The organism is Vibrio sp. V15_P4S5T153 (assembly GCF_963874485.1).
Taxonomy (GTDB): Bacteria; Pseudomonadota; Gammaproteobacteria; order Enterobacterales; family Vibrionaceae; genus Vibrio; species Vibrio anguillarum.
Genome location: NZ_CAWNHR010000004.1, coordinates 7,135 through 32,966 on the forward strand (window position 1 = coordinate 7,135; position 25,832 = coordinate 32,966).

At 45.8% G+C, this 25,832-nt stretch carries 30 protein-coding genes; 1 reads left to right on the forward strand and 29 read right to left on the reverse strand.

Features of this window, described 5'->3' with window-relative positions; genetic code table 11:
- Nucleotides 1-232: 232 nt before the first annotated feature.
- Nucleotides 233-1,195: an integron integrase gene (locus tag AACT42_RS00850; RefSeq protein ID WP_017043784.1), complete on the forward strand. Its 963-nt coding sequence runs from the start codon at nt 233-235 to the stop codon at nt 1,193-1,195.
- A gap of 62 nt (nt 1,196-1,257) precedes the next feature.
- On the opposite strand, the gene rplT is transcribed toward AACT42_RS00850, so the two are convergent.
- The 29 genes from rplT to AACT42_RS00995 all read right to left on the reverse strand — a co-directional run bounded on the left by rplT (nt 1,258) and on the right by AACT42_RS00995 (nt 25,832).
- Nucleotides 1,258-1,611, reverse strand: a complete 354-nt coding sequence (gene rplT / locus AACT42_RS00855) for a 50S ribosomal protein L20 (RefSeq protein WP_010319590.1) — start codon at nt 1,609-1,611, stop codon at nt 1,258-1,260.
- A 41-nt stretch (nt 1,612-1,652) separates the two neighbouring features.
- Nucleotides 1,653-1,847, reverse strand: a complete 195-nt coding sequence (gene rpmI, locus AACT42_RS00860) for a 50S ribosomal protein L35 (RefSeq protein WP_010319591.1) — start codon at nt 1,845-1,847, stop codon at nt 1,653-1,655.
- Between the two features lie 103 nt (nt 1,848-1,950).
- The gene (gene infC, locus AACT42_RS00865; RefSeq protein ID WP_080569453.1) at nt 1,951-2,502 is read right to left on the reverse strand and encodes a translation initiation factor IF-3; all 552 of its coding nucleotides are present in this window, start codon (nt 2,500-2,502) and stop codon (nt 1,951-1,953) included.
- A gap of 3 nt (nt 2,503-2,505) precedes the next feature.
- On the reverse strand, nt 2,506-4,434 hold the full coding sequence (gene thrS, locus AACT42_RS00870; protein ID WP_010319593.1) for a threonine--tRNA ligase: 1,929 nt from the start codon (nt 4,432-4,434) through the stop codon (nt 2,506-2,508).
- Nucleotides 4,435-5,251: 817 nt separating this feature from the next.
- Complete coding sequence (locus AACT42_RS00875; RefSeq protein WP_064626822.1) at nt 5,252-6,499, reverse strand: site-specific integrase; 1,248 nt, start codon at nt 6,497-6,499, stop codon at nt 5,252-5,254.
- Nucleotides 6,499-7,476, reverse strand: coding sequence for a contractile injection system protein, VgrG/Pvc8 family (locus AACT42_RS00880; protein ID WP_094133790.1), 978 nt, complete (start codon nt 7,474-7,476; stop codon nt 6,499-6,501). Before AACT42_RS00880 ends, AACT42_RS00875 begins: the two co-directional genes overlap by 1 nt.
- Nucleotides 7,476-7,679 (reverse strand): hypothetical protein, encoded by a 204-nt coding sequence (locus AACT42_RS00885; protein ID WP_017043788.1) that lies wholly within the window; start codon nt 7,677-7,679, stop codon nt 7,476-7,478. The genes AACT42_RS00880 and AACT42_RS00885 overlap by 1 nt, the downstream gene beginning before the upstream one ends.
- The gene (locus AACT42_RS00890; RefSeq protein ID WP_017049014.1) at nt 7,679-8,044 is read right to left on the reverse strand and encodes a phage tail protein; all 366 of its coding nucleotides are present in this window, start codon (nt 8,042-8,044) and stop codon (nt 7,679-7,681) included. The genes AACT42_RS00885 and AACT42_RS00890 overlap by 1 nt, the downstream gene beginning before the upstream one ends.
- A 2-nt stretch (nt 8,045-8,046) precedes the next feature.
- Nucleotides 8,047-10,779: a phage tail tape measure protein gene (locus AACT42_RS00895; RefSeq protein WP_094133791.1), complete on the reverse strand. Its 2,733-nt coding sequence runs from the start codon at nt 10,777-10,779 to the stop codon at nt 8,047-8,049.
- A 111-nt stretch (nt 10,780-10,890) separates the two neighbouring features.
- Complete coding sequence (locus tag AACT42_RS00900; protein WP_094133792.1) at nt 10,891-11,613, reverse strand: phage tail assembly protein; 723 nt, start codon at nt 11,611-11,613, stop codon at nt 10,891-10,893.
- 59 nt (nt 11,614-11,672) lie between these two features.
- Entirely contained in the window at nt 11,673-12,158 is a 486-nt protein-coding gene (locus AACT42_RS00905; RefSeq protein ID WP_094133793.1) for a phage major tail tube protein, read from the reverse strand.
- Nucleotides 12,151-13,320 (reverse strand): phage tail protein, encoded by a 1,170-nt coding sequence (locus tag AACT42_RS00910; RefSeq protein WP_094133794.1) that lies wholly within the window; start codon nt 13,318-13,320, stop codon nt 12,151-12,153. Before AACT42_RS00910 ends, AACT42_RS00905 begins: the two co-directional genes overlap by 8 nt.
- On the reverse strand, nt 13,320-13,559 hold the full coding sequence (locus AACT42_RS00915; protein ID WP_094133795.1) for a hypothetical protein: 240 nt from the start codon (nt 13,557-13,559) through the stop codon (nt 13,320-13,322). Before AACT42_RS00915 ends, AACT42_RS00910 begins: the two co-directional genes overlap by 1 nt.
- Nucleotides 13,560-13,637: 78 nt before the next feature.
- A complete protein-coding gene (locus AACT42_RS00920; RefSeq protein ID WP_094133796.1) occupies nt 13,638-14,108 on the reverse strand; it encodes a hypothetical protein in 471 nt (156 codons plus the stop codon).
- Entirely contained in the window at nt 14,105-14,539 is a 435-nt protein-coding gene (locus AACT42_RS00925; protein WP_094133797.1) for a hypothetical protein, read from the reverse strand. The genes AACT42_RS00920 and AACT42_RS00925 overlap by 4 nt, the downstream gene beginning before the upstream one ends.
- A complete protein-coding gene (locus AACT42_RS00930; RefSeq protein ID WP_094133798.1) occupies nt 14,536-15,351 on the reverse strand; it encodes a phage tail-collar fiber domain-containing protein in 816 nt (271 codons plus the stop codon). The genes AACT42_RS00925 and AACT42_RS00930 overlap by 4 nt, the downstream gene beginning before the upstream one ends.
- The gene (locus AACT42_RS00935; protein WP_094133799.1) at nt 15,348-15,953 is read right to left on the reverse strand and encodes a phage tail protein; all 606 of its coding nucleotides are present in this window, start codon (nt 15,951-15,953) and stop codon (nt 15,348-15,350) included. The genes AACT42_RS00930 and AACT42_RS00935 overlap by 4 nt, the downstream gene beginning before the upstream one ends.
- On the reverse strand, nt 15,937-16,926 hold the full coding sequence (locus AACT42_RS00940; protein WP_094133800.1) for a baseplate J/gp47 family protein: 990 nt from the start codon (nt 16,924-16,926) through the stop codon (nt 15,937-15,939). The genes AACT42_RS00935 and AACT42_RS00940 overlap by 17 nt, the downstream gene beginning before the upstream one ends.
- Nucleotides 16,923-17,255, reverse strand: coding sequence for a phage baseplate protein (locus AACT42_RS00945; protein ID WP_094133801.1), 333 nt, complete (start codon nt 17,253-17,255; stop codon nt 16,923-16,925). Before AACT42_RS00945 ends, AACT42_RS00940 begins: the two co-directional genes overlap by 4 nt.
- The gene (locus AACT42_RS00950) at nt 17,252-17,836 is read right to left on the reverse strand and encodes a phage baseplate assembly protein V (protein ID WP_094133802.1); all 585 of its coding nucleotides are present in this window, start codon (nt 17,834-17,836) and stop codon (nt 17,252-17,254) included. The genes AACT42_RS00945 and AACT42_RS00950 overlap by 4 nt, the downstream gene beginning before the upstream one ends.
- Nucleotides 17,781-18,305, reverse strand: coding sequence for a hypothetical protein (locus AACT42_RS00955; protein WP_254918498.1), 525 nt, complete (start codon nt 18,303-18,305; stop codon nt 17,781-17,783). The genes AACT42_RS00950 and AACT42_RS00955 overlap by 56 nt, the downstream gene beginning before the upstream one ends.
- Nucleotides 18,271-18,795, reverse strand: a complete 525-nt coding sequence (locus AACT42_RS00960; protein ID WP_094133803.1) for a phage tail protein — start codon at nt 18,793-18,795, stop codon at nt 18,271-18,273. Before AACT42_RS00960 ends, AACT42_RS00955 begins: the two co-directional genes overlap by 35 nt.
- Complete coding sequence (locus AACT42_RS00965) at nt 18,773-19,033, reverse strand: hypothetical protein (RefSeq protein ID WP_237666826.1); 261 nt, start codon at nt 19,031-19,033, stop codon at nt 18,773-18,775. The genes AACT42_RS00960 and AACT42_RS00965 overlap by 23 nt, the downstream gene beginning before the upstream one ends.
- An 87-nt stretch (nt 19,034-19,120) precedes the next feature.
- Nucleotides 19,121-19,459: a hypothetical protein gene (locus tag AACT42_RS00970; protein ID WP_094133804.1), complete on the reverse strand. Its 339-nt coding sequence runs from the start codon at nt 19,457-19,459 to the stop codon at nt 19,121-19,123.
- A gap of 71 nt (nt 19,460-19,530) precedes the next feature.
- Entirely contained in the window at nt 19,531-21,594 is a 2,064-nt protein-coding gene (locus AACT42_RS00975; RefSeq protein ID WP_094133805.1) for a ClpP-like prohead protease/major capsid protein fusion protein, read from the reverse strand.
- Nucleotides 21,587-23,086: a phage portal protein gene (locus AACT42_RS00980; protein WP_094133806.1), complete on the reverse strand. Its 1,500-nt coding sequence runs from the start codon at nt 23,084-23,086 to the stop codon at nt 21,587-21,589. The genes AACT42_RS00975 and AACT42_RS00980 overlap by 8 nt, the downstream gene beginning before the upstream one ends.
- Complete coding sequence (locus tag AACT42_RS00985; RefSeq protein ID WP_017042801.1) at nt 23,079-23,297, reverse strand: hypothetical protein; 219 nt, start codon at nt 23,295-23,297, stop codon at nt 23,079-23,081. The genes AACT42_RS00980 and AACT42_RS00985 overlap by 8 nt, the downstream gene beginning before the upstream one ends.
- On the reverse strand, nt 23,294-25,381 hold the full coding sequence (locus AACT42_RS00990; RefSeq protein WP_094133807.1) for a terminase gpA endonuclease subunit: 2,088 nt from the start codon (nt 25,379-25,381) through the stop codon (nt 23,294-23,296). The genes AACT42_RS00985 and AACT42_RS00990 overlap by 4 nt, the downstream gene beginning before the upstream one ends.
- Nucleotides 25,362-25,832, reverse strand: a complete 471-nt coding sequence (locus AACT42_RS00995; protein WP_017042799.1) for a DUF1441 family protein — start codon at nt 25,830-25,832, stop codon at nt 25,362-25,364. The genes AACT42_RS00990 and AACT42_RS00995 overlap by 20 nt, the downstream gene beginning before the upstream one ends.

The following is a 25,832-nucleotide window of genomic DNA, read 5'->3' on the forward strand; positions in this document are numbered from 1 at the left end:
TTAAGCATAACGCTATCTATACAACAAAATGCGACCTAATTTACCATGCTACCGCCACTTATCATGAACTTTGATAATTAGAAATCTATCATATAAATCTTTTTAATCAGATTGTTAGTTGAATAAAAACTGCGTCAGACTTCACATTAGACGACTTTATGCAACTTAGTTTGTTGACTAAACCAAAAACAACAATACTGTATATAAAAACAGGCAATTTTGTTGGGAAAATATGAAATCACAATTTATTTTAAGCATTAAAGAGTATATGCAAGCGCGACACTATGCAAAGAAAACTATAGAGGCATATTTGCACTGGATAACACGATTCATCTACTTCAATAACAAAACACATCCAATGAGAATGGGTAGTAAAGAAGTTGAGATGTTTTTAACTGACTTAGCTGTTAATGGGAAAGTAGCCGCGAAAACACAAGCGTTAGCGCTTAACTCTCTCCATTTTCTGTACCGTGAAATCATTAAAGAACCGCTATCAATTAGCATGAATTTCAAGAAATCTCAACTTGCTCAGAAATTACCAGTAGTGATGACAAGAACTGAAATTAAGCGGTTTTTAGAACATATTGAGCCACGATATCAATTGCAAATTATGCTCTTATACGGATCAGGGCTGCGGCTGATGGAATGTGTCAGACTCCGAATACAGGATATTGATTTAGATTATGGTGCGGTTCGGGTATGGCAAGGAAAAGGAGGAAAAAACCGCACCGTCACACTTGCTAAGGAGCTTTATCCACAACTAGCTGAGCAACAAGCATTAGCTAAGCGTTACTATGATAAGGATATGCAAACCAAAGGTTATGGAGGAGTCTGGTTACCCAATGCGTTGCGAGAAAAATATCCTTCAGCTCCTTATGAGTTTAATTGGCACTACTTGTTCCCATCTAATTTACTTACCTTAGATGAGAATAGTGGGTTGAAACGAAGGCACCATATTAATGAGTCGGCATTGCAGCGAGCAGTTCGGAAAACCGCTCATGATGCTGAGATACAAAAGTCAGTTTCATGCCATACGCTAAGGCATAGCTTTGCGACACACTTGCTAGAAGCGGGAGCGGACATTAGAACAGTACAAGAACAATTAGGGCATAGTGATGTAAAGACAACTCAGATTTACACTCACGTACTGGATAGAGGCGCCAGCGGTGTATTAAGCCCACTGTCGCGCTTATAAATAAGCGCAATAAAAAAGGAGAGCATACTTGCCCTCCTTTTCTTTAAACCTTCACTGCTAAATTAAAGAGCAGTTTTTGCTTTTTCAACAAGCACTGCAAATGCAGCTTTGTCGAATACCGCGATATCAGCAAGGATCTTACGATCGATCTCAATAGATGCTTTCTTAAGACCGTTAATGAAACGGCTGTAAGATAGACCATTTTGACGAGATGCTGCGTTAATACGCGCAATCCATAGCTGACGGAACTGACGCTTTTTAGTGCGACGGTCACGGTAAGCGTATTGACCAGCTTTGGTTACAGCTTGGAAAGCTACGCGGTAAACACGTGAACGTGCTCCGTAGTAACCTTTAGCTTGTTTTAGAACTTTCTTATGACGTGCACGAGCTTGTACACCACGTTTTACGCGAGGCATTATGCTTCTCCTAAACTAAACGATAAATAAACTAAAAAGAATTAAGCGTATGGCAACATGCGCATAACACCAGCCACTTCACATTTTGGAAGGATTGAGTTAGGGCGTAGTTGACGCTTGTTCTTAGTAGTACGCTTAGTCAGGATATGACGTTTTGTAGCGTGCTTAAATTTAATACCGCCAGCAGTTTTCTTAAAACGCTTAGCTGCACCTTTGTTGGTTTTCATCTTAGGCATGATGAATAACTCCGCATTGTAGTAGTTTAAATAACATGTAATTAGGGCGAATAACACCCCACCGTCTTTCAACGGCGAGGTCTCATTACTTGTAAGCCGTTAATTACTTCTTTTTAGGGGCAAGCATCATGATCATCTGGCGTGCTTCAATTCGACTCGGGAAAGACTCAACTACTGCAATTTCAGCAGTATCCTCTTTCAAACGATGAAGAACATCGACACCGATGTCTTGGTGCGCCATCTCACGGCCACGGAAGCGAATAGTAACTTTCACTTTGTTGCCTTCTTCTAGGAAACGGGTCAGGTTGCGTAGTTTTACCTGATAGTCTCCAATATCAGTCCCAGGACGGAATTTAATTTCCTTAATCTGGATCTGTTTTTGCTTCTTCTTCTGCTCTTTAGCAGTCTTGCTCTTTTCAAAGAGGAACTTGCCATAGTCCATCACACGACAAACTGGTGGCTCGGCGTTAGGGCTGATCTCTACAAGATCCATACCAGCTTCTACAGCAGCTTCTAATGCTTCGTTGATTGATACAACACCAACGGATTCACCATCTGCGCCAGTTAAACGAACTTCACGAACGCCACGAATTTCACCGTTTAAACGGTGCTGGTTTGGTTTGGCCGGCTGTTGGCCACGTCTTCCGCCTTTAATAGTTTATTCCTCCAGATTGAGCTTACGGCTAGAAACTTCGGCTTGGATATACGCAATAAAGTCATCCAATTTAAATTTACCTAAGTCCTTGCCCCTGCGGGTACGTACTGCGATCTCTCCGGCTTCCATCTCTTGGTCACCACAAACAAGCATATACGGTACACGCTTTAAAGTGTGTTCGCGGATTTTAAAGCCAATCTTCTCATTTCTCAAGTCTGCTTTGGCTCTAATTCCACATTTTTGTAGTTTTTGTGCTACTTCCTGAGCGTAAACTGACTGTTTATCAGTAATGTTCATAATTACCGCTTGTTCCGGCGCTAACCACGTAGGGAAGAAACCTGCATACTCTTCGATAAGGATACCGATAAAGCGCTCAAGTGAACCCAAAATTGCACGGTGAATCATAACCGGAACAAGACGCTCGTTACTTTCGCCAACATATGTCGCGCCTAGACGAGCAGGTAAATTGAAATCCAGCTGCACTGTACCACATTGCCACGCACGATCTAAGCAATCATGCAAAGTAAATTCAATTTTAGGGCCGTAGAATGCGCCTTCACCTTCTTGAATTTCAAATGGGATATCCATTGCCTGCAGTGAAAGCTTTAATGCTTCTTCCGATTTATCCCAAATTTCATCACTACCAACACGTTTTTCTGGGCGTGTAGACAGCTTAACAACGATGTTATCAAAACCGAACGTCGTGTAGGTGTCGTAGACCATCTTGATACAAGATGTCACTTCTTGTTGAATTTGATCTTCGGTACAGAAAATATGGGCGTCATCTTGAGTAAAGCCACGAACACGCATAATACCATGTAATGAACCTGATGGTTCATTGCGGTGGCAAGATCCAAACTCAGCCATACGCAATGGCAGATCACGGTATGATTTCAAACCTTGATTAAATATTTGAACGTGGCCTGGGCAGTTCATCGGTTTAATTGCATATTCACGGTTTTCAGATGACGTCGTGAACATGGCATCCGCATATTTATCCCAGTGACCAGAACGCTCCCATAGAACTCGGTCCATCATTAATGGACCTTTTACTTCTTGGTAGTCGTACTCACTGAGTTTTTGGCGAATGAACACTTCAAGATCACGGAATATAGACCAACCGTTATGGTGCCAGAATACCATCCCTGGAGCTTCTTGCTGCATATGGAATAGATCGAGTTGCTTACCAATTTTACGATGGTCACGTTTAGCCGCTTCTTCTAAACGCGTTAAATGGGCTTGAAGTGCTTTCTTGTCATGGAATGCCGTACCATAGATGCGCTGTAGCATCTTGTTATCACTGTTACCACGCCAGTACGCGCCAGCAATGCTAAGCAGGGTAAAGTGTTGGCAGAAGCTCATGTTAGGTACGTGAGGACCACGACACATGTCAATGTATTCTTCATGATGGTATAGACCTGGTCTGTCATCACGAGCCACGTTCTGATCCAAGATTTCCATCTTGTATGTTTCACCGCGAGCTTCAAAAGCATCACGGGCTTCCTGCCAACTGACTTTCTTTTTGACAACTTGATATTTTGTCTTGGCAAGCTCTTTCATGCGCTTTTCGATTTGCTCTAAATCATCTTGCGTGAGTGATTGCTCAAGATCGATATCATAGTAGAAGCCGCTGTCGATCGTCGGACCAATCGCCATTTTGGCTTGTGGATAAAGTTGCTTTAATGCATGGCCAAGTAAGTGCGCACAAGAGTGGCGTACGATCTCTAAACCATCAACTTCATCTTTTGTCGTTATAATTTCAAGGCTAGCATCATTTTCGATAAGATCGCACGCATCGACGCGCACACCATCGACACGGCCTGCGATCGTTGCTTTTGCAAGACCAGGGCCGATAGAAGCTGCAACTTCCATTGTCGATACTGGGTGTTCAAAATGACGTTGACTGCCGTCAGGAAGAGTAATAATAGGCATGTATAATCCTTACAGTGGTGTTGCATACCAAGCAACACTTGCTAAGTTTGTTTTTCATTAAAATCAAACGGTTAGAGTTTAATGATGGAAATATTAAGTAAATTGGTACAATGTCAGGTACAAATACGGATGCACCGCACAATGTAACAAGCAGCATTCTAATGGATAGATTTAAAATCACAATGTATTCATTAAAAAAACTTCATAATCAAGCATGCATTTTTAACTGACTAAAATGAAGAATTCTAAACGGCAAGCCACCAAAACTCTGCAGCAGACTTATCTATCCATAAAGATATACATAATGCGTTACTCATCACGCAGTAAGTAAATCGCTGTTTCTTAATCGAACAAGAAGCGTTGTTGGTGGTGCCTTAGAGGGGTGAAAAATTTTTATTTCCCGAGGGTTCCCCTCGTTTGCAACCACAAAGGACTAGAAAGTACCTTTTACCCATTACTAACGTTATGAGTGAAGCGCATAAACAAACTCAATACCGCCATTTTGTCTTATGGCACTACGTCTCTTAAGAAACAACTTTGAACCTAATTGTTTTAACAACGTACTTGCCCAGCTCTCAGAAAGATCCAACCTGTCAGCAATCTGTGACGAAGTAACCTCTTCGCCCCATCGAATTGAACTCAGCACTTTAAGCTGAGTCTTGCTTAGTTTAACTAATGCCACTTGATGTGGTGCTATACGCGCAGCAGTTATAAGAGCCTCGTTTATTGGCTCGTTTTGGCATAAAAATCCCACGATTTTCTACTCCTCTTTAATAGTCAATGAGAATGAAATTACGATCTGATTTAGAAGATCTTTTTAGTGAAAGACCGAAGATAAATTTGTAGTTGCTTGACAGGTTCGCCAGCAGTTTTTTAACCAGTTGTGGTAGGTGTTTAGAGCGTTTTTCTTCTGTAATTCAACATGAGTGTGGATATAAACCACATCCAATTTGTCTTTAGCGTGGTTGAGCAGAGACTCAGCAACTAGGTAATCCACACCTAAGTCAGCCCATATTGTGCGAGCTAGCTTTCTAAGATCATGTGCAGACCATTCACTTTTGCTAACTTCACGTACCATCTGACTGGCTAGTGCGGCATGAATCGGTGATTTGTCACGCTTGGTCAAAGGAAATACGTTGTTCCCTTTGTAGTATTGGCTCAACTGCCATTGTTTGTATGATGCCAAGTATTCAACCATTTCATCCGAAAGCGGATACACAATGTCTTTCTTTGACTTGGTGTTACGTGCCGGAATATGCCACTGCTTGGTTTCCAAATTAATATGCCGCCATTTGGCTAATCGTGTTTCGCCTATACGAGTACCGTGATAAAGCATCATTACGCACAAGGCATGATTCATTGGCTGGGAAGATCCAATTTGTTCTAAAGTTGGTAAGGTATTAAGTGGCAATAATTTGGGTGGTTTTGGCTTGATGGGTTGCTTAATGAAGTTGGTCCATTTCATATCGTTCATTGGATTAGTGCTGAGTTTTTTCACCTCATAAGCAGAACGAAAAGCGACTTTAACGAACTGAAACATGCTGCGAACGTAGCTCAACGAATAGTTTGCACCAAGCATCGGAACAATTAACCGTTCATCGATTTCGGAATGGTTAAGTTTATCTACACTGAGACCTTCAAAGCATCGGCATAAATGAGAGTCAAACATACTTTTCAAAGCAATAATTCGGCTATTAGCCAACTTGTTAAGTGTTTCTTGGCGTTTGATATGCCATTCCAAAAGATGATTCACTGATGGGAAATAGTCGTGCTCTATCAACGAAGTGCCTGTTTCGACGTTTAGCTTAACCAGTTGTGTTGCTTTTTGTGCTGACGTTTGAGGATAACTCGCAAACACTTGGCTCATCTGACAACCATTTTTATATGAAATAAGCTGCCAACTCCCTTTACTACGATCTTTTCTGTACATAAAATACAAAGAGAAACGCTCATCTTTCAGCCTTTGTACTCTTGGGTCTTTGGCATATTGTCGGATCTTTGCGTCTGAGATTTTGCACTTGATGGTTTGAGAAATCAGTGCCTTTTGATTTAAACGAATCCCCATCACGCCCCCAATAACGTTGCTTGAATAGTCATAGAGCTAGGCTGGCGACCACGCCCAGAAAAATTAACCGAATCAATAGAGCATTCCCCGCGAAATGCTTTAGGAAAAGAATCATCCAGAACCACAACCCCCTCAGCAAAAGCGCGCAGGTTAGGTGGCCCGCTGATCGTCAGTTTCCGCCCCTCTCGTTGAATTCGTCTTAGCTCGGTTAAACAAACTTGCTCTGCGTCAGTTCGGTTACTGCAGTCCTTGCTGATCACTTTGAACGGCTCATTTCCCGCAAAAACTTCCAATCGCTCACCAGAATCCGTCGTTAAATAAAAAGACTTAACGCCGTTGAAGTCATCACGCCCATCAAGTTCGACCTCAACATTCAAAAAGTCAGCCGAGCCCTTCTCCTCCGTAATATCAGGAAGTGACAACGTAATAGTCTCAATCTTTTTACCACTTGCGCTTGAAGCTTCACCTTTCGGCGCTATCACATACACACCATCAACAATCTTCGCAGCGGCATCGTATTGTTTGGCTAAGCGATACACAAAAGCAGATGCACTCTCATCAGTACGATCGACATGCTCGATTTTAATATTTTGTAATCGAGGATGAACAAAAACCGAAAACCCATGAGGGGTAACACAGTCAGAAACGACTTGCGTCAAGGTCGAATCATTCCAGCTTGACGACTTCTTGGCACGATAACCCGTTGAATCTTTGATATTAAAGGGGGCCACGCTCAGTACAATGCGGATCTCACGTGGGTGCAAACTTGCTGATCGCTTAGAAATCTGGAATTCATCACGAAATACATCACCTAAATAGACTTGATATTTCTCACCCTTTGGGGGAATGCCATCAATATCATCTGAAAAAATAGCCATGGAAAGGTAGTCTCCTTCCACCCCATTGCCATCTGTGAGCTGCCAACTCTTCAATAAGCCCATCATGAGCTCAGCGTTTTTTCCTTCGATTCTCAACATCAGTCCCAACTCCGCGTAACACCAATAGAACGTTTATTCACATTCACTTCAGGGATAATCACAGAACAATCCTGTGGAAAAACATCACCGCGAACATGGGGATTGAGGCGGTAAAACTCCGCCTCGATCCGATCTCCATCTTGCCCCGCATGCTTGAACAACAAATCAGCCACCAAATACCCCGCCTTAGCTTGTACCCGCATTAACGAAACTCCATCAGTTGTAAAGAAACCTCGGTCACCATCGCACGTCCATCATGGACAAGTTCAGAACGGCCCTCTTTGATCTGCTTAATCGTCCACTTGCCTAGGTTAAAACCTTGTCCATCACTCACTTGCTGCGGAGCAAGAATCAAAGCCCTCAGCGCGTCCACACTTTTAGCCGCGCCATATCGAGTCCACTTAGCTGTAATATCAATAGAATCGAGGGGTTGCCCCGTAAATTCCGATTTACTTCCATCCATCACCGACACTTCCGAGTAGGCTCCATTGCTTACCCGATCCATTTTGCTAATGGGGGTTTTATCCCCCACTGCAAAGACAAACTCACCGATCACGATGTGGTGCATAACTAACTCCGATCAATCGCAGAAATAGACAAAGAATCATCAATAGAAAGCCCAGATAGACTGCCAAACTGCTGCTGAAGCGCATTCGCTACTTCTTGTCGAGCCAGAGAAGCGAGCTTTTGTTCATCCATGCCCGGCGCAGCATAAATGGGCGTTGATATTTGGATAGGAGGAAGCGAGCGTGCCACCGACTCTTGTCGTTCCTTTTCCTCAATCTTCGATTGAACGTCACTAGAAGCCATCAGCTTATCTGGCGGATTCGTCAGTTTATCGCCAAACCAACCACCTAACAGCTCACCACCATAGTCACCCAAAAATGAACCGGCTAAACCGCCGATCACCGTGCCAACACCGGGCAAAATGGCGGTGCCAATCGCCGCACCCAAACTCGCGCCACCCAAACCACCAAGTAAACCACCTCCCTCGGTGATCGCTCCTTTAGTGTCACCATCCACCAAAGCGGTAGCGATATTCGCCGTAGAGATCGCCATTGAAAGCGGCCTAATCAATTTATTCAGCCCGCCTTTCCCTAAGCCCTCAGCAACATCACCACCAATATCAAGCGCATCTTGCGCCATGGCCATGGCCGGAGTCATCGCCAAAGCGCCCCCACCCAAAGCAAGCGGAAGCGCACCGCGTTTTGCAGTGAAAGCCGTTGAAGCAAAGTTGTAAGCACGAGCCAAAGGATTACGAGAGCGAACACGAGAACTAGGGCGCGAGCGACGACCTGCCGATCCACCGCGACCGCCACGGCCAGAACGAGCACCACCACCCGACTCCATCAAAGTGCGATTTAGCCGGCTAAACTGCTTAGCCGCAAACTGCGCAGCGCGACCGCTCTCATTCGTTTCACGGTTTAGACCTTTACGAAACAAGCGACTCTTATCGAGCGTGTTGCCAAAAATAAGCGAGGCGGCTTTGCCCGCAAGCATCACACCTTTCAATGTGATCAACGCAGCAACGCCAATACCCACAGCAGCTGTTAAACCTTGGTTGGCTTCTGCAAAATTGCTCACCATGTCAACGGCATTACCGAGCGGTTGTAAAACCCAGTTCAACGCAGGAAGCAGCGCAGTACCGACGATCACACTCAACCGATTCAGCTTATTAATGAAAAGCTGAATGCCTATTTCACTCGTCGCAATACGTGAATTAAACTCACCTTGCAGTGATTTAAGGTGGACTTCTTCTGACTCATTGGCCAACTTACGCAAGCGAACAAACTCTTTCGTATTTCCCGCCAAAGCCGCCACCGCGCCTTTTACCTCTTCACCGAAAATCTGTGAAATCAACGCGCTTTGCTCTTCCAGAGGTGCAGACTTAATCGCTTCTAACACGTCAAGCAAACTGCCCGCCGCATCATCTTGCATTGACGCCGCCAAAGAAGCAGAATCGAACCCAATGGAAGAAAGAGCTCTTTTCTGGGTACTTGAGGCCGCATCCCCCATTGTTAAACGACCTGAGATATTCTTTACCGCCGTTGAAACTCGTTCGTCTCCCATGCCCGTTGCAATCATGGTGGTAGCCAACGCTGCAGTGTCATTATTGGTGAAACCTGCCAGTTTCGCGGTCGCCCCCTCGCGCGCCATCACGTTAGCAAGCTGCTTAGGGTCCATATTTGAATCGTTGGATATGTAATTCACCATACCCGCTAAATTCATCGCACCTTTTTGATCTAAGTTTAAAGCGGCCTTAAAATCAGACAGTGTCTTACCCGCTTGCGACGCTTCCATATCAAAAGCCACGCCCATTACCGCTGAATCCAAAACAAACTGCTTTAAATCATTAGGGTCTTTGATGCCAGAACGGCCACCAGCGGCAAGCATCGCATTCAGGTCATTCGCGTTTAACCCGCCGCCTTCTTTAGAAGCTTGAGTTTTTAACGACCACTGCCGCATTTGCGCCGCCTCTTCAGGCGACATATTCACTACCTTCTTCACATCAGCAAAAGAAGATTCGTTTTTAACTGCACTCCAAACCGTCGCGGCAACTGGCGCAGCGGCGATCGCTAGTGATGTTGCCTGACTGCCTATCTCACCTAACTTCGCACTGCGTCCATCAATGCGCGACTGAATAGCCTGCATCTCTTTCATGCGTGCATTTTGCTTCGCAATAGCGGCGGTTGCTTTTTCTGCTTTCTGCTCTAAGCGCTGCTGCTCATCACCCAGACGCCGAGTATTAATACCCGACTCTTTCAGTACTGCCCCAAGGCCGCGCAATTTATCGCGCTGCTTCGTTTGCTTATCCGTCAGCTCAGCAACGCGCTGCGTCGCTTTTTTATAGGCCGAGTTCAGATCAGAAGTGCGAACCTTACCTTGGTGCATCTCAAGGTTTAACGACTCCAAGCGGTTTTGCGCTTGGTGTAATTGAACCTTTAAGCGCTCAGCACCATCACCTGACGCTTTTTTAAGTTGGCTATTAAGCCCTTTGATCTCTGCTTGCGTTTGGCTATAAGCGACACGCAGGCCAGTCGCCTGAGCCTTATTTTCTTCAAGCTGCTTACCAAGCTCCGAAACACTCAGCTCAGCTTGTTTAGATTGCTCCCTCAGCTTTTCCATACGCTTAATAGCGGACTGATAACCCTCAACCTTTTTCAATTGAGAATTAAGAGAGATCACCTCACTGCGCTGCTTAGAAATTGCCGCCGTTAAACGTTCAGCCGCCGAAGTAGTAGAAACAATGTCCTCTAACCCTTTCACCGTAGTATCAAGGACTAAGCTGATCTTATCCGCCATTGCGCGCTCCGAGTTTTGACAAAATCAACTCATAACGACGCACCGCAACGTCTTGAGCCCATTGAAGCAACTCAGATTCAGATGTATTACGGTGCATAGGAATAAGGTCGATTAAAGATTCAACGTCGCGGGGTGAAAGAATGCCGCCGATTGTTGAAAAAAAGCGCCCACCTGCGGTTTTAGCGCCAAGTAATCACGTAAAGAGAGGTATTGAAAGTCCGCTTTTTGCAGCCCAGTCACCACGCGAAACATGAAATCTTCACGTTCTTCATCAGCTTCAATTTCTTCATCATCTTCAATTTTCGCCAATGCTTCGGAATGAGATACTTTAGGCACTTGGAATTTAATCCGCGCAAACTTCTCGCCCGCTTCATTTTCAAACGGATCAAGCAAGTCAAACTCAAAGCGATCACCACTTAGCTTTTTGCCTTGAAGCTCATCACTGGGAGTTAAAATAAACTCAATAATGTCTGAATAAAGTTGAAGGAAATCGGGCGTATGCAGTGTGTTGAATTTCTCAAGTGTTATCTCAGCACAATGAAGAATCACGGCTTTGCGCTGTTCAAACTCCTGCTTTGGTGTCATTTCAATCAGCTTAATGTGCGGCAACGCTTTAAAGCTGGCGGTTGAAATGATTTTTAGCTTAACGGTTCTGAGCGCTTGCGCTTCTTTTTGTACGCTGTCCGTTTCACGCTGCAGTGCGGCTATCTCATCTTCACTCGCATCAGTCGTGATCTGCTTAAGCTTATTTTTCAGCTCTAACAGGCGAGCTTCTAGTGCTTTGCTTTTTGCCGCATCCCAACTAAAAAACTTAAGAATACTGATTTTGTCCATGTTGAAACCCCAAAAAAAGACCTCCCACAATGGAGAGGTCTCATTAATGATTTAGAGAATTAAATACCCGCGAGGCCCATTAAATCAGCGCCACCAACAATGGTTTTCCCAGTAGCAACATTGATATCGTGAACCACAGTGCCTGTATCGATGAGCTTATAAGCTTTGCAAGTACCTTCGATTGTTACCGTGGGCTTTTCGCCCATTTTTAACGCGTCTTTCTTGATGTTTGTGATCGGCCCATACAATGAAAACTCTTCTTTGTACTTCGCGCCATCGGTGTGTTTTCCTTGCTCAGTAATGTTGACCTGGGCGTTATCCATAAAGAACTTACCCAGCGCATTTTGTAGAGCACGGTGATCACCGTGAACCTTCATCGTCCACTTGAGTGCTTCAAAACCAACGACATCTTCCGACATCACAAAGCCACCTTCGTTGTTGGCAACTTTGCTTTTAATGTCAGGTGGGGTGAATTCCACGATTTCATTCATGAGCGGCACGGATTCAACCAATGCCGTGAGTCGAATGCGAATACGATCAGCCATTAACAACCTCCTCTAGCCACGCTTCAATTAAGCCATTATCAACGCTCATCTCGTACACCATATGTTCGTTCGGAGAATAGCGACCGTAGTTCACACACAAGAACCAACGCCCTGAGGTGTAGTTCTCAAGGTTGTTCTTGTCAGGGTGCAGAAATGCTTTAAACACCGGAATGACTTCTTTAGCGACTAGGTTTTGTCCCCAGTTAGTTAAGCGATCAATCACCTGGTTCATGAACGCTTCAGTAAGCTGCTTGCCCATGAGGGGCTGACTTGTCTCTTCAAGCTTACGAGCCATGAGATCTTCTAAGCCAACGTGGCTGATAAAGCGTCCCGTATTGGTGCGGTTACCGATGATCGAATAGCCCCCCATGCGCGTGCGCGCAATGGTTACTACGCCATGCTTGTTTAAGAAGTTAGCTTGCGTGGTTTTATCGTTGATCTTATAGGACACGTTGCGTGATGTTTCATCACACAGCACAGCGCGGTTTTGGGGGCTTTCATACCCTTCAACCGATGCCATAGCAGAAACCAACGCAATCGAGGCTGGCATTAATACCTGAGCGCCATCGTAAGTTTTCAAGAACCAAGGGTCGATTATGGATAACTTATCTTCGCCGGTTCCCTCAGCGCCAAACTCGGCAGCAAATTCAGCGGCAGCCATGTCGTTGGTGTTAGGGCCATCAAGCACAGGGCGACAACGCACATCGCGACCGATCAGCGCTAACGCTTGACCAAGCGCTTTTGAATTGAAACCGGGGGCAGCAATAATGGTAGGCGTTTCAGCGCATGCTTTGATGGTTTGCAAGCCAGTGACTGCGCCTGTTGTACTATCAATACCACCAATCACATTTGCTTCCGTGGTTGCAACAACGCCAGTGTCTTCAACTACGGTAACGTAGACGATGCACTTCACGTACTCGAGTAAATAGCGCACCAAGTTAGGAAGCGTACCCTCGCGATCGCCTGTGGTATCAAGCATCATCATAGCGTGCGAGTAGTTCCAAAGCCGCGTTGCTTCATTATAAGTAATGGCCGTATTCTTATTTGGCGCTGTACCAGTTAAATGAACCACCTGCAGCGCAAGCGGGCCCATACTCGGTAACGGCTCAATCGTTTTGACTTCAACGCCATTGAGTTCAAAATCATTGATCGGTGAAAGCATTATTTGCCCTCTTGTTTTGCGGTTGTCTCTGCCGCTTTTTCAGCAACAGTCGCTTTCGCTTGGGTTCCGGGTTTGCCCACCTTGCCATTCAGTAGCAGCATGGAAGCTTGAGCAGGTAAGAGCGGGACGGTTTTGTTATTCTCGTAATCAGGGCTAACCCATACGCCGTTCAATCGAAACGGCTGTAATATCGGGTAGTTCTGAGTTTTTGACTTTTGCAGCTTTGTGGGTGTCGCCATTAGCTAGCTCCAATAAAAAACCCGCCGCAGCGGGTTTAGGTTTAGGTTTAGGTTTAGGTTTAGCGTAAGTTGATACGATTAAATCGTAATGTAAATCTCAATTGACTCAAGGCTAAACGCTGGCTGAGGCAATTCCGCATTCATTAGTTCTTGCGTGATTCGGTACTTACCCACTGGCAGCGTCAACTCAACGCTGAAAGCGCCGTCAATGACCGCAATTTCTTTGTAGAGCGTGCTCACTTCACCTGTTGAGATGTTCTCTTGTTCAATCGGAGTCACGAACGTTTTATCCGAGATGGCCAGCGTACCGCTGACCATAATTGTACTGCCTTCGGTAACAGTGATTTTGGTAAAGTCGCTGCTGACAGTCGATGCGCCTTGAACAGAAGTGATCACGACCGGGATGAGTTCTGGCACATCTGATGCCACATGCTCACCTTGATACGTTGTTTCGATTACATGCCCTGTTGGGTGCGTAATTCTGCACAGCTCTCCAACGTTCGGCGTATCTTGTACCCAAGCGTTTTTACGAAAAACTTCAATTTTCACGACTCAATCTCTCCAATTTCAATCAGTGCTGCTTTTAAATGCGCTTGGGCATAGTTAATTTCATATCGAGTCGTCTGCATCACTTCGATTTTTATGCTTTTATCTACATACATTTCTTGCAGATAAGCAGAGTTATCATTTTGATTTAGATTCGACAGCACTGGATAAACGAAATACAGGAACCCTTGGTTATTTGAATTAATATATCCAAAGTCTTTTTCAAAACTCGCACCATCGACTGTAATTCTAAATCTTGCGGAGCTAGCTTGCCCTGGGATGAAATAAAGCATCGTAATAAGATACTTACCTTTTAATTCAAAGACTTTCTTCCATTGATTTAATGGATAGTTTTGCAAATCGCCTTTCAAGTTTACTGTGTCAACTACTTTTAAATAAGTCGATGATGAAGAACCCAGCATACCAGCGCTCATACACACCACTCCCCATTAATTCTGATGAATCGAAACTCTTGATTCGTCTTAATAAACCACACTTTTGGCACCGGAGAATCCGCATGATTAATCTGCTCACTTTCATGAGCCAGATATGCACACTCTCCTGCTTTCAAATCCACACTGCTGTGGACGACAGCAACAAACCAAGCCCCATCTTCTGCGGGCGGCAGTGGAATTTGTGCGTAACTTGTAAACACATTCACAGCACCAAGTTTTACTATTTGAGATTGATCAGAAGACAAAACGAGATGAGTAGTAGCTAACGCATACTGTTTGTGTGGGTGGGCTTCTTCAACGTGCGCTTTATCTTGCGTTCTCACAAATTGCTGTGTTGCAGCAACCAATGATGGATCAATAACAAGCGTAAAATTTGCCGAATCTGAAACACCTATAGAGGCTTTAAACGGCAGTTCTATTAAAAGATTGCCGTTATTATGTGGCTTTTGCCAAAATGGGTATAAAAATACATACATCAACTGATTATCAGTCGTGTAAATACCAAATATTCTTACCCAGCGACCTTCACCAACGTCATGGGGTACTAATCCTTCGACGGTATAACCACCCGTTTGTATTGGCTCTATTGTATTTAAGTTGCGCCTGTCCCACTCACCGGGAACTACAGTGAGCGCTTTAAGTTCGTCATATGAGGGATTAAACGCATCACTACCACCATCTCCGACACCAAACTGTTTTAATTGAATATCTCGACCTGTGGCGGCTGCATTTTCGATTAACTCTTGACCACGAGTTGTTAAAATAACACCGCTATTGATTAATTCATTCATGTTGCAACTACTCTCATTGCCGCGATTACGGCTCCGCCTGTGTATATCTTTCCTGCTGATTTAATCATCGGAGGAACCCAAGGACCCACAATAGCCTTGGGTGCGCTAACAACAGCGCCCCCAAAGAAAATCGAACCCTGCGATTTAATCCCCACGCGGATTGAAAACGAATCTCGCTCACTCTTATACTGCACAGTTCTTGAGTAAACTCGGCTAAGTACATCATTACCAATGCCATCACCAGACCACGATGTGATCTGTATAGAATATGGAAGGTCTGCCTTTTGAATTTCCGCATCAAACCCTAGTGCAAAAAGCGCTGATTTTAATCCAGTGCGAGTTCCCGCCTTACTATGAATCGGGAAGGCTTTATCCGTCGTTTTGCGTTGCTGCACTATCGTGTCGGTAGGTTGCCAGTCTGCAACGCCGCGCTCACCCGCGAGTAGCACAACGAACTCATCAGCGGTTAACTGTGGGTTCTTTAAATTTGGGTAAGGGTTAGTTGCTCGCGCTAAAATACGCGCCCATGCGTATTCTAATGACTCTTCGATGAGCGTTCGGTTGTCAGGTTGAACGCTAACAAACTTATTCTGCTCTAACATCAATGATCACCTCAGTACAATGCGGCGCTTCATCCCATTGGCACACCACATCAGCAGCAGGCTCTAACACCTTCACTCGCTTCACACCCAGTTCGTAGAACTCGTGGCCGATCTCTTCAACATCAATCACTTCCTCTAAGCGATGCTTGCGCTCAGCAAAGGCCATTCCTGTTTGTTGCGCCTGAGCTTTGGTGACATGATTATTTGGATTTGCGCCGGTATAGAGCACAACGCTGATCGTATAGGGAATGGGTGTCGCGGCTTTTGTGGTGATCTCATCACTTTCTTGAGCAATGTCGTCACGGTTTAAATACTTGCTCGTGCGTTCAAGTAGCGCGGCACTCGGAATGCCGTTGGCGGTTTCACGGCTAAGAATCGCGACCGAAACCTTGCCAGAATTCGGCTCGGTCATTCTGGCCTGCGCATCTTTCACAAGAGCGGGTTGAGCCGCTTTCGGAAATTCATAGCGCACAACCACCGCGTCCGCTTCCGACTCAATCTTGATCACAGGCCGCTCGTCCAAAGTTAACGCGTGGAAGCGGTAACCTAACCGAGTTCCGGTGGTATGGAACTGGTACGGCGCTAAATCAAAGCGACGTAAGAGATCATCATTAGACTCAAACACAGCGGGTTTAGGTGGAAACACGGAGGTATCTTCTAGCTGTAAGACTTGGCGCTTTAAGTTGTACTGCAGCGCCATTAAATCCACCATGTCGCTTTCGGTCACGAACTTGCGAAACATCTGCAGCGCCCAGTAGTTTTTTTCACGGGTATCAGCAATGTATTTCAGCACCAAAGCTTGCAGCACCTGCGCGAGTAATTCACTGTCATTAGTCAACGCCTCTTGCAAATAAACGGCTTTCTCTGCATCGCTGGCTGCGCAGTGCTCTACAGCAAACGCAACATACTCAGCGAGCAACGTTTCAAAATCGGGCTCTTGAAACGCTTTAGGGCGATCATATTGTGTTGTCATATCGTTACACTCGTTCGAATAGATTCACCATTCCACTTACCTACAACTGTGACCAAAAACCCCCTTGCAGTCGGAATGGCTTGGCACTGTTCAATTACTAGACCAACGAGCTGATTATTAGCATCCGTGAGTGCTGCTATGGAAAGATTTTGCACAATCATCCCTTCTGATGGGCTTTGATTTTTTCCTAGTCGTTCAATAGCGCGATTACCAAATGTTCGTCGCTTAATTCGAGAGCCAACTTGAGTAGTCAATACTCGCTTAACACGACAACCCAACGCTTCTAGCCCTGTAACGGTTAAACCAGTTTCTTGATTAATCGCAATCATTGTTTTTGCCTTGGTTTACTTGTCGGTGCTTTAGTCTCAGGTGATAGATGATCGTGCCCATTGAAGATGTCGCGGTCTTCCTGCATTGTTCTTGTGTGATCTTTAACTTCACCAGTCGCCTCAAAGTGACCATCCTGCCAAATATCACAAGTCAAAAACATGCCGCCGGGATAATTGCAAGTGATCGAACCTTTATCGAGGTTATACAACTCGGTCATGCCGCCGCCGTAATCCGTCATCACTTCATTTTCTTTTAAGGTTGGGAAAGAAAATTGGTTAGAGCGTAAGCCCATTAGTGATACTGCATTGTTTAAGTTATCACCGTCGCCGATGTTAATTAAAATGCACTGCTCACCGACCGTTGGGCGTCGGTAATGACGCACTCGCCCCGCGGCAGGCACAAAAAAAGGCACGTTCTTGGCGAGATTCGCACCTGTTTTAACATTGACCGACCGCTCATGAGCGCTTTCAACGGTTCCAAGACGGATGATGTTGGCTAATCGGCGGTTGGTTTCGGCTAACACTTCACGCACTGCACGCAGTTCGTTCTCCAGTGCAATAATGCGCTTTATTGCATTCATTGGTGTTTACTCCCACAAGTACGGCATACACTTCATCAACTGGGCCCATGCGTATCCGTTGTTTCATGGTCACGGTTCTGGCAAACACACCAAGCTCCGGTTGGAAGCGGCTTGGGTTATTTGAAACTGGGATCGCTTCTTCGCAATCATCACTTTCACCAAAGAACTCATTAAGCAGCTCACGATCAATGCGTGTCGATGCATCAAGCGCTTCAAGGTCAAAGTCAGCCATTGATGTGGGAACCTCAATCAAGAACCTCAGCTCAATATCGTGAATGTGGCGACCATCGTTTGAATAACTGCGTACTGGCTCTGCCTCACCCACTAAATAGCTAATCTTCGTGCTCGTTAACTCATCAGGGCTGCGCGTGTAAGTTGATTTAATTTCAATGTTTAATGCTTGCTCTAAATGAGCAATCACTTTTTCAACCCACTCACGCGGCGAGCGAAAGAACGTTTCTGAACTCACGGTGGAAGAACTCCTCAAACTTACGATTAATGTCAGGCAAATAGTTATTGATGATCTCTTCCGTATCCGCAGAGATATCGACGGTGACCAGCTCAATGCTGCTTCTTTGTTTTCCAGTACGTCGAAACACAAGCAGCTCATCGCTCTGCATACGTGAAATAAACGCACCTTCATAAAACTCACTGCCAACACGAACGCCAAGCTTGTTTTGAGTCGGCTTGCCGGTTCGGTGTACGCCAATCTCATTCACACCGATCCACAGCTTTGAAATGCGCCCATTTTTGTAATTACGAAAACGAGAACGCAGCGCCTTGTTGTCGATTTTCAGCTCATAGCCTAGCTCGGCCATTGTCACAGCTCTTAGCCAACGGTTGGTGAGTGTGGCCGCGCGTTGAACCGCTTTCGGGATCTCTTTTTCAAACGCTTCGTATTTGCGGATAAATTCCGTATCCAACAAAAGTCGATTGCTATTGGTATTCAGACCAGCCATCACCACGCGCCCCTCTGCCTTTTTGCACCATCACATACTCGCGTGTGATCTGGCTATCCGTGCCGGTTGATTTAACAGGCATCTCATAAACCAACATATACGGCTTATCTCTATAAACCGTACTGCATTGCTCTGGTAACACTTCATCAGTAAGTAAACGATACACAGTGTGCTCACCGCGCTTTGCACTTTGTATGTACCCAATAATCTCTCGCTGATCGCCTTCTGCTGTCGTCACTAAAATAGAATGCCCAAAGCAATCCGCGATAGATGCCCGGAGATGCCCGGAGTAACCCCCGAGCAGATTCAAATAAGCTACTCATACTTAAGCAGCAGAGACGATTTCAGTGATCACACTGCCAGTCAGCAGCACACCACCATCCACAAAGACACCAACAGGTTGCGAAACCGCACCCTCTGCTGTAGGTTTCGTTTTAGTAAACTCGCCCGCTTCAAAGTAAGCCGCATCACAATCAAAGCTTGGTGTGTCACCCACTTTAATCGGGCCATCAAAGTGACCATCAATGTGACACGTCACCATCGCACCTTCTTTCGCGGTTTGAGTTGGCACGACTACTAAACTACCTACCAAGTGGGGGATGTCTTTTAATAACCCGCCTGCAGGGGCAAGCACCGCAATTTTTTTACCGTCGCTATAACGCATCGTTTTCACCATTTTTATCTAGATAAACAAAAGGGCGAGACACGCTCACCCTTGGTTTGATTGCTTTTTATTTACTCAAAGGTTGCTTTCGCAATACCACGACGATCCACGACTTTCGATGAAATATCGTAAGTAATGCGGAATTTCGCACCATCGCTTGTCCAGCCGTCACCCGTTTCTAACCAAGGGTCTTGCTGGCCATCAAGGAAGCCCATCACCACCGAATCAAAGTCTTTCGATGTCAGAGCGATCGCACCATTCACGTCAGTTAAGCGCGCCGTTTCAATCACTTTATTGAACTTCTTATAAGCAGGGTTAAAGCTGTCTGGCTTGCTGGCGGTATTCAATACCGCTTCAAGCATGGATGCGTGATCAGGGTGAGCAATCAAGAACTCACCGCGCAAATCTAGCGCATCGCCGCCGCCGTCTTTCTCACCGCCAAACGGTACACTGGTTGCAGTGGCGAATACTTTATGCAGTGCCATGATAAGCGCCGCGTAATCATTGGCAGGAATGTTAGCGACAAGGTTTCCCCACTTTTCGGCGCTTGACGCAGCTTGGAATACGGATTTACCGTCGCCCATTTTCCCGCTCAAAATGGAGTTAAACATCAACTTATCTGATAGACGGTAACCCGCTTGCATGAACTTGCGTGGCACCTTAGCAATCAAGCCAATTTCATCATTGATGATCGCTTGGCGGGTAAATTGAATCGCTCGGCCAAAGGTCGCCAATTGAATACGCTCACCGCTGCCACTGAGGATTGCAGACTTATACTCACCATCTTCACCAATGGCCATCAAGTCCGGTGCATCATTCACCATGACCAACTCGGTTTCACGAAAATCACTGAGGTTTTCCACGTTTGCCAGCTCACGCCATAATGGCGCACGAACTTTGGTTTCATCACGCATTACCGTGCGAATACTTTCGGTAATGATGTCGCCAAAATCGCCACTGTTAAACGCGCGGTTAACCAGTTCGTTTTTGGTTAAACCCGTACCCGCATTGATGCCCAAGCTAGCACGCGCCATGTTCAGTAATGATTCATGACCAAACGAGTTTTTCTTGTCTAACTCAGCCACACCCGCGCGGGCATTCAGTGCGTTTTGAAGTTCTTCTTTTACGTGATCGCCATTGCCGATGCGAAGGTGTGAAGCCGTTAAATTCGCATCTGGTTTACGTTGGCCTGTGGCGCTTTGGTCGCCAAGGTTTTCTAAAATTTTTGCTGACGCTTTATCAAGCGAACACTCAAGGTCACCCAACATTTGGTTGGTCAGCTCATCGCTTACTTTGTGCAGAGTACATAACGCGCGAATATCAAATTGGCGCTTGTTCTCGGCCTTCACTGCATTTTGCAGTTCTTCTGGTGTTAATGGTTTCGGCATGTCGCTTACCTGTTCGTTGTCTGGGGTTGAATGGTTATCTAAAAGGTTGGTAGGGGTGCTTGGATCTGGCTCGCTCTTATCTTCTTGTTCATTCGCCGGGTTAGAAGCGGTTAAACAATTAAGTAAAGATTCAGGCGCATTTTTAAACTTTGCGATGTCTTTAGCATCGTCTTCGGTAAAGCAGTTAGTTAAATCAACCGGGTCAATCACTTCATCAACCAAGCCCCACTCAAGGGCTTTTTCAGCGGTGAACCACGTCTCTTTTTTCATCGCTTCAAGGAAGTCTTCCAACGTCTTCTTGCCGTCAGAACGATCAACGTATTCTTGAGCAATTAGTTCACGACAATTCTTCCATTGCTGTAACGCCGCTTCTAAGTCTTCTTCTTCACCCCACGCGCCAATTTGCGGGTTATGAATCATCATCGATGTGTTTGACGGCATTTGGCGAACATCACACGCACTCAGTACATAAGTGCCAATGGAAGCAACAAGCCCATCAACCACGCCAGTCGTTTTGCCTTTGTGGGCTTTCAGCGCATTGTGTATTGCAACTCCTTCATAAACACCGCCGCCGCGAGTGTGAATGTGAACCTTAATATCTTTGGTTCCAATCGCCTGCAAAGCAGCAACAAGATCAATAGCAGCAATGTCATAGCTGCCAATAATGCCGTGAATGTAAAGTTGCGCTGGCTTGTCGTCGGCTTCGTTCGTTAACGTGTACCAGCGTTTATCAGTTGGTTTAGGCATCGAGAACTCCCTCGCCTTTTTCGTTGGTTTTGATTTGATCGACAGGCGCAATGTTATGAGCAGGATCAGCGGTGCTAATTATGCCCATCTCATTAAGCTGCTTGCGTTCGGCTTGAATTTCTTTGCGGGTTGCCAGTGGGTTAATGTTGCGTTCACGCTGGGCTTGGCTAAGAGAGAACAAACCAAGGCGCGAACCTTTTTCAATTCCGTCCATCTCTTTTTTCGGGTCAATCCACGGCATAACGGGGGCTTGATAAATCGCGTTGTAAACGCTGGAAGCATCAACGCTTGTCGGGATTTTCAACTCACCCTTGAGGATCGCCATTGAAAGCGCATAACGGTACTGCGGGCGTGTCCAATTCAGTACGAACTTACGTTGCAGCACTCGGTAGCGGGCGTAGGAATCAACCAGTTCTTGGCGGTTCGATGAATACGCACCATCGTAGTTTCGTGTGACCGAAGAGTTGTTTACTCCAACCGCGCTACTGACTAATTTTTGCTGACCGCCTCGAAACGGCGCGCTCATCGATTCTTTGCGGTTAGATTCCACAATCCCTGCATCTTCACCGGGCGCTAACTCAAACGAGTTCCCCATGCCAAGGAAGATGTCGCCACCTCGCGAAAAAGCATCGCCATTATCAGCACCAAGCGTAGGGTCACGCTTAATGTAGTAAGCAAAGCGTGAGGCGATCTCAGCGCTCACCATTTCAGAGTTATCGTAACTTTCTAAACGAGAGATGAGATCAAGCACCGAGTGCAGTATCGATATGCCACGGTTTTGATGTAAGCGCCGCGTAAACTTCAAATGACAAATAAACATGGCATCGACTTCGGCAAACGCGAAACCGTTTGAATCCTTTTGCATCAAATAGCTGATTGCTTGTCCGAGCTTGTTACGCTTAATCCCTTCAATCAAACCACCTTCCAGCTCAGTAATATGGCGTGGCACGAATTGCGGCTCAAATGGCTGAATAGCAAAGGGCGTAGTAGACGGGTAACTAATTTCTGGGTGATGGCCCATGTACATCCGGCCAAACACTTCCCCGTCGCGCAGCCAAGTTCGACACGCTAGCCACTCGGTTTCACTGCGGGACGTTTCGTTATCAATATTTTGCGCAAGCGAATGCAGCTCCCACCACTTTGAAATGGCTTGAGCAAACTCAATGTGAACCTCACCTTTGTGATCAAGCGGTTGCGGCTCAACCATAATACCGTTGGGCCCAACAACGTTCGCGCACAGCTCATCAAGAATGGCCGTTACAAATGGGTTATTTTCATCACCATCTCGCGCCCTTTCATAAATCGCTTTCGCGCCTTTATTGAGTTCGTTCGCTGATGATTTTGAAAATTTACGCTTTTGCTTTGTTTTGGGGTCGGTAGGTAACGCAGCGGTGTATTTGTTCAGTAGCGAACGGTCATATAACCGCTTTAAGCCTTTTTCTGGGCTAAATACCGCCACCATCTTATCGAATAGGTTTAACGGATTACTCAAGGTAATTCCTCCTAATCATACTGCGCCTGCCGCCTAATGCTTCTTGAGCGATCAACCGAGTCAAACGCTCTATCTCTGCGCGTACCGTTGCCAAACTGGCAAGCGTCAGTTTTTCACCTTCTGCGGTTGTCACTTCTTGCTGCCTCAGAATTTTTTGCTCTGCCGCAACGTACCATGCAAGGCGTTCACGGTTAGTGGGTAATGCGGTCATCCGTAAATACCTCTTGAATGGTTGTATCGGCGCTGCTTGCGTTCAAATTCTGGTTTCACGTTGGCATCCACCACGTTCGGGTTAATTTGCCAAGGTGCGGCCCATGCGGGCGGGCTGTTCCAATCAATGTCGTCGCCACCTAAATAATGCATACCCGCTTCCGCGTAAGCGCATAAATCTAAGCTTTCGTTTCGGGTGTTTGGCGGGCAAACCCAATTGCCTTTTTCATCAATGTATTCTGCTGTCAGTTCTTCAAACCAATTCCGTTCAGCCCAACCGGGCAAATGAAAATAGCGTGAACCAAATTCAAGGCGCGAATAACTGGCCGTAACACGGTTTTTAAGGCGATTGGTATGCAGTAAAAGCAGCTTAATTTCACCATGTGCGATTTTACTGCGCTTGTCTGGATGGCTTTCTTTAACTAGGTGATCAATATCTCGGCTTGCACCCTTAACCAAGCGGAACAAATGCGCCAAGCCTTGTGATTTAAGCCGGTTATAAAACTGGTAAGCAAAGTCAGTCACTGACGTTTGTTTGCCGTCCTTTTCACCTGCTGAGCCGCCAGAATCACACAGCGTTAAAACAGGCTTCATCACACGGCCAGAACCATCGGCAAGCGAGTAGGTTTTCTTCATCACTTCATCAACCAGCAAATCCCAGTCTTCTGGGTAAACGGCTGGATTAATGCGATCACCATTGCGGTGTTTAGTGGTGAGTATTTCAAAGCGATCAATCACCCAACGCTGTAGACCAAGGCCATAAACGTGCGCTTGTACAATAAAGCGTGGGTTAGATTTACCGCCTTGAACGTCTATCGACATCACAATAAAACGGCCATCATGAGGAACAACGCTGCGCGGATGATCTAATGCTCGCTGCATCAGTTCGTGCGCTCCCACTTCTAAAGCGCGAGATTGCAGAATATAAGTACGACCAACATCGACGTTATAAAACGATTTTAATGAATCTTCATCACCGCTTTCGTCATACAGCTTTTGCGCCGTTAAGTAGTTATAAACTAAGTTTTCCCAACTTTGATAAGAGGCCACAACGCCTTCAAACCAAAATGACGCCCATTTAGATTGACGTATTGCTGACTCATCAAAAACTTGTTCGCCGTACTGATCGATCTCTCCTTCACGAAACCAGCGCCCGTGTAAATTCAATTCATGTTTTTGTTGCTCGCTAATATCACAACAACAACGAGGACAGCGGCATACCGTGCTCTTGGCTTGCTCTTGATGATCGACCAGCGATTCATTCCACTTTAGCGTTTCAAAGAGAGGTTGAAACCACGCCTTACAATCAGGACAAACCCAATAAAACCGACGCCGATCACCTTGGTTATATAACTGAGCTATCCCGCCGCAAGGCTGAGCCTCATGCGCTCCGAGCTGTTCTTCTGGAACGGGGTGCCGAACCACTCGACCGGGTGAGCTTTCTGCCATGGCCATGCCAGAGCTTTTGGCATTTTGGATGCGCTTTAGTAACAAACGAAATTTGCTACCCTCTTCCCCGACACCATCGTCAGCACGGTCATAATCAGAGATACCCGCATAACGAAACGTTTCTGCAGATAAGCTTGATTCGGTAGCCGAATCTAAGTTCCGGTTCATGCCATTTAAAAAATGTTTAAACGTCAGCGTATCATCTGACTTTCGCCCAGTTCTTAGCTTCTTGATTTCCGTAGTGGCCGAAAAGCAACGAGATAAATCTTTTTTAGAAATACTTTCCGCTTTCTTTTTAGTCGAGTAGATCAGCAACATATCGCCGGGAGATTGAGTAACCGCATAGTTCACCCAGCCCTCCACCAACGCCTTGGTTTTTCCGCTTCGTGCTGGCCCCATTAACTGCAAGGCTTCATAAATTCGGCGAGCCAAACAGTTCATTGGCTCGCGCATGTACGGCACTTGGCTCGACAAAAACTTAACGGCATCGGTTCCATCTGAAATCCACAAACCGTCGTCTGCCGCTTCGACTGGGGTTTTAGAGGTAGGCCGACAAAGATAAGCTAAATCCCGACGAATTTGCGCAGCATCGGCAAACTCAAGATTTAAGCGAGGATCAAAGGTTTTCAAGCTCATCAGAAACGGCCCTTAAATCATAATTAAGCAAGCGCTCAAGGTCTTCCAACTGATATGAACTCACGCTAGGAATAGCGGTTTCAATCCGCGTAATAACCTTATCTTTAAAGCCCTTTATTGAAGCGATCAACGCACCAATTTCATGTTCGTATTCTGCTCTAGCAATGCTTTCCTGAGCTTCTTGCATGAGCTTTAATTTTTCAGTTTGGGCTTGAATATAAGCACGCAACTCTGCAGCCGTTTTAAAACCCATTAAATCCGGCGCATCACTTTGTTTGATAGGGGCTTGGCAGAGGTAAGGCACAACCTGAACCACATCATAAAGTGGGGTCGAACCTTTATGCGCAGTCGGTTCTATCCCTGCGTTTTTCAGCTTTTTACGAATGGTTGAACGGTGATACCCAAAGACTTCTAACTCTGACAAGTTCCATAAGCGTTTTTCATTGTTCAT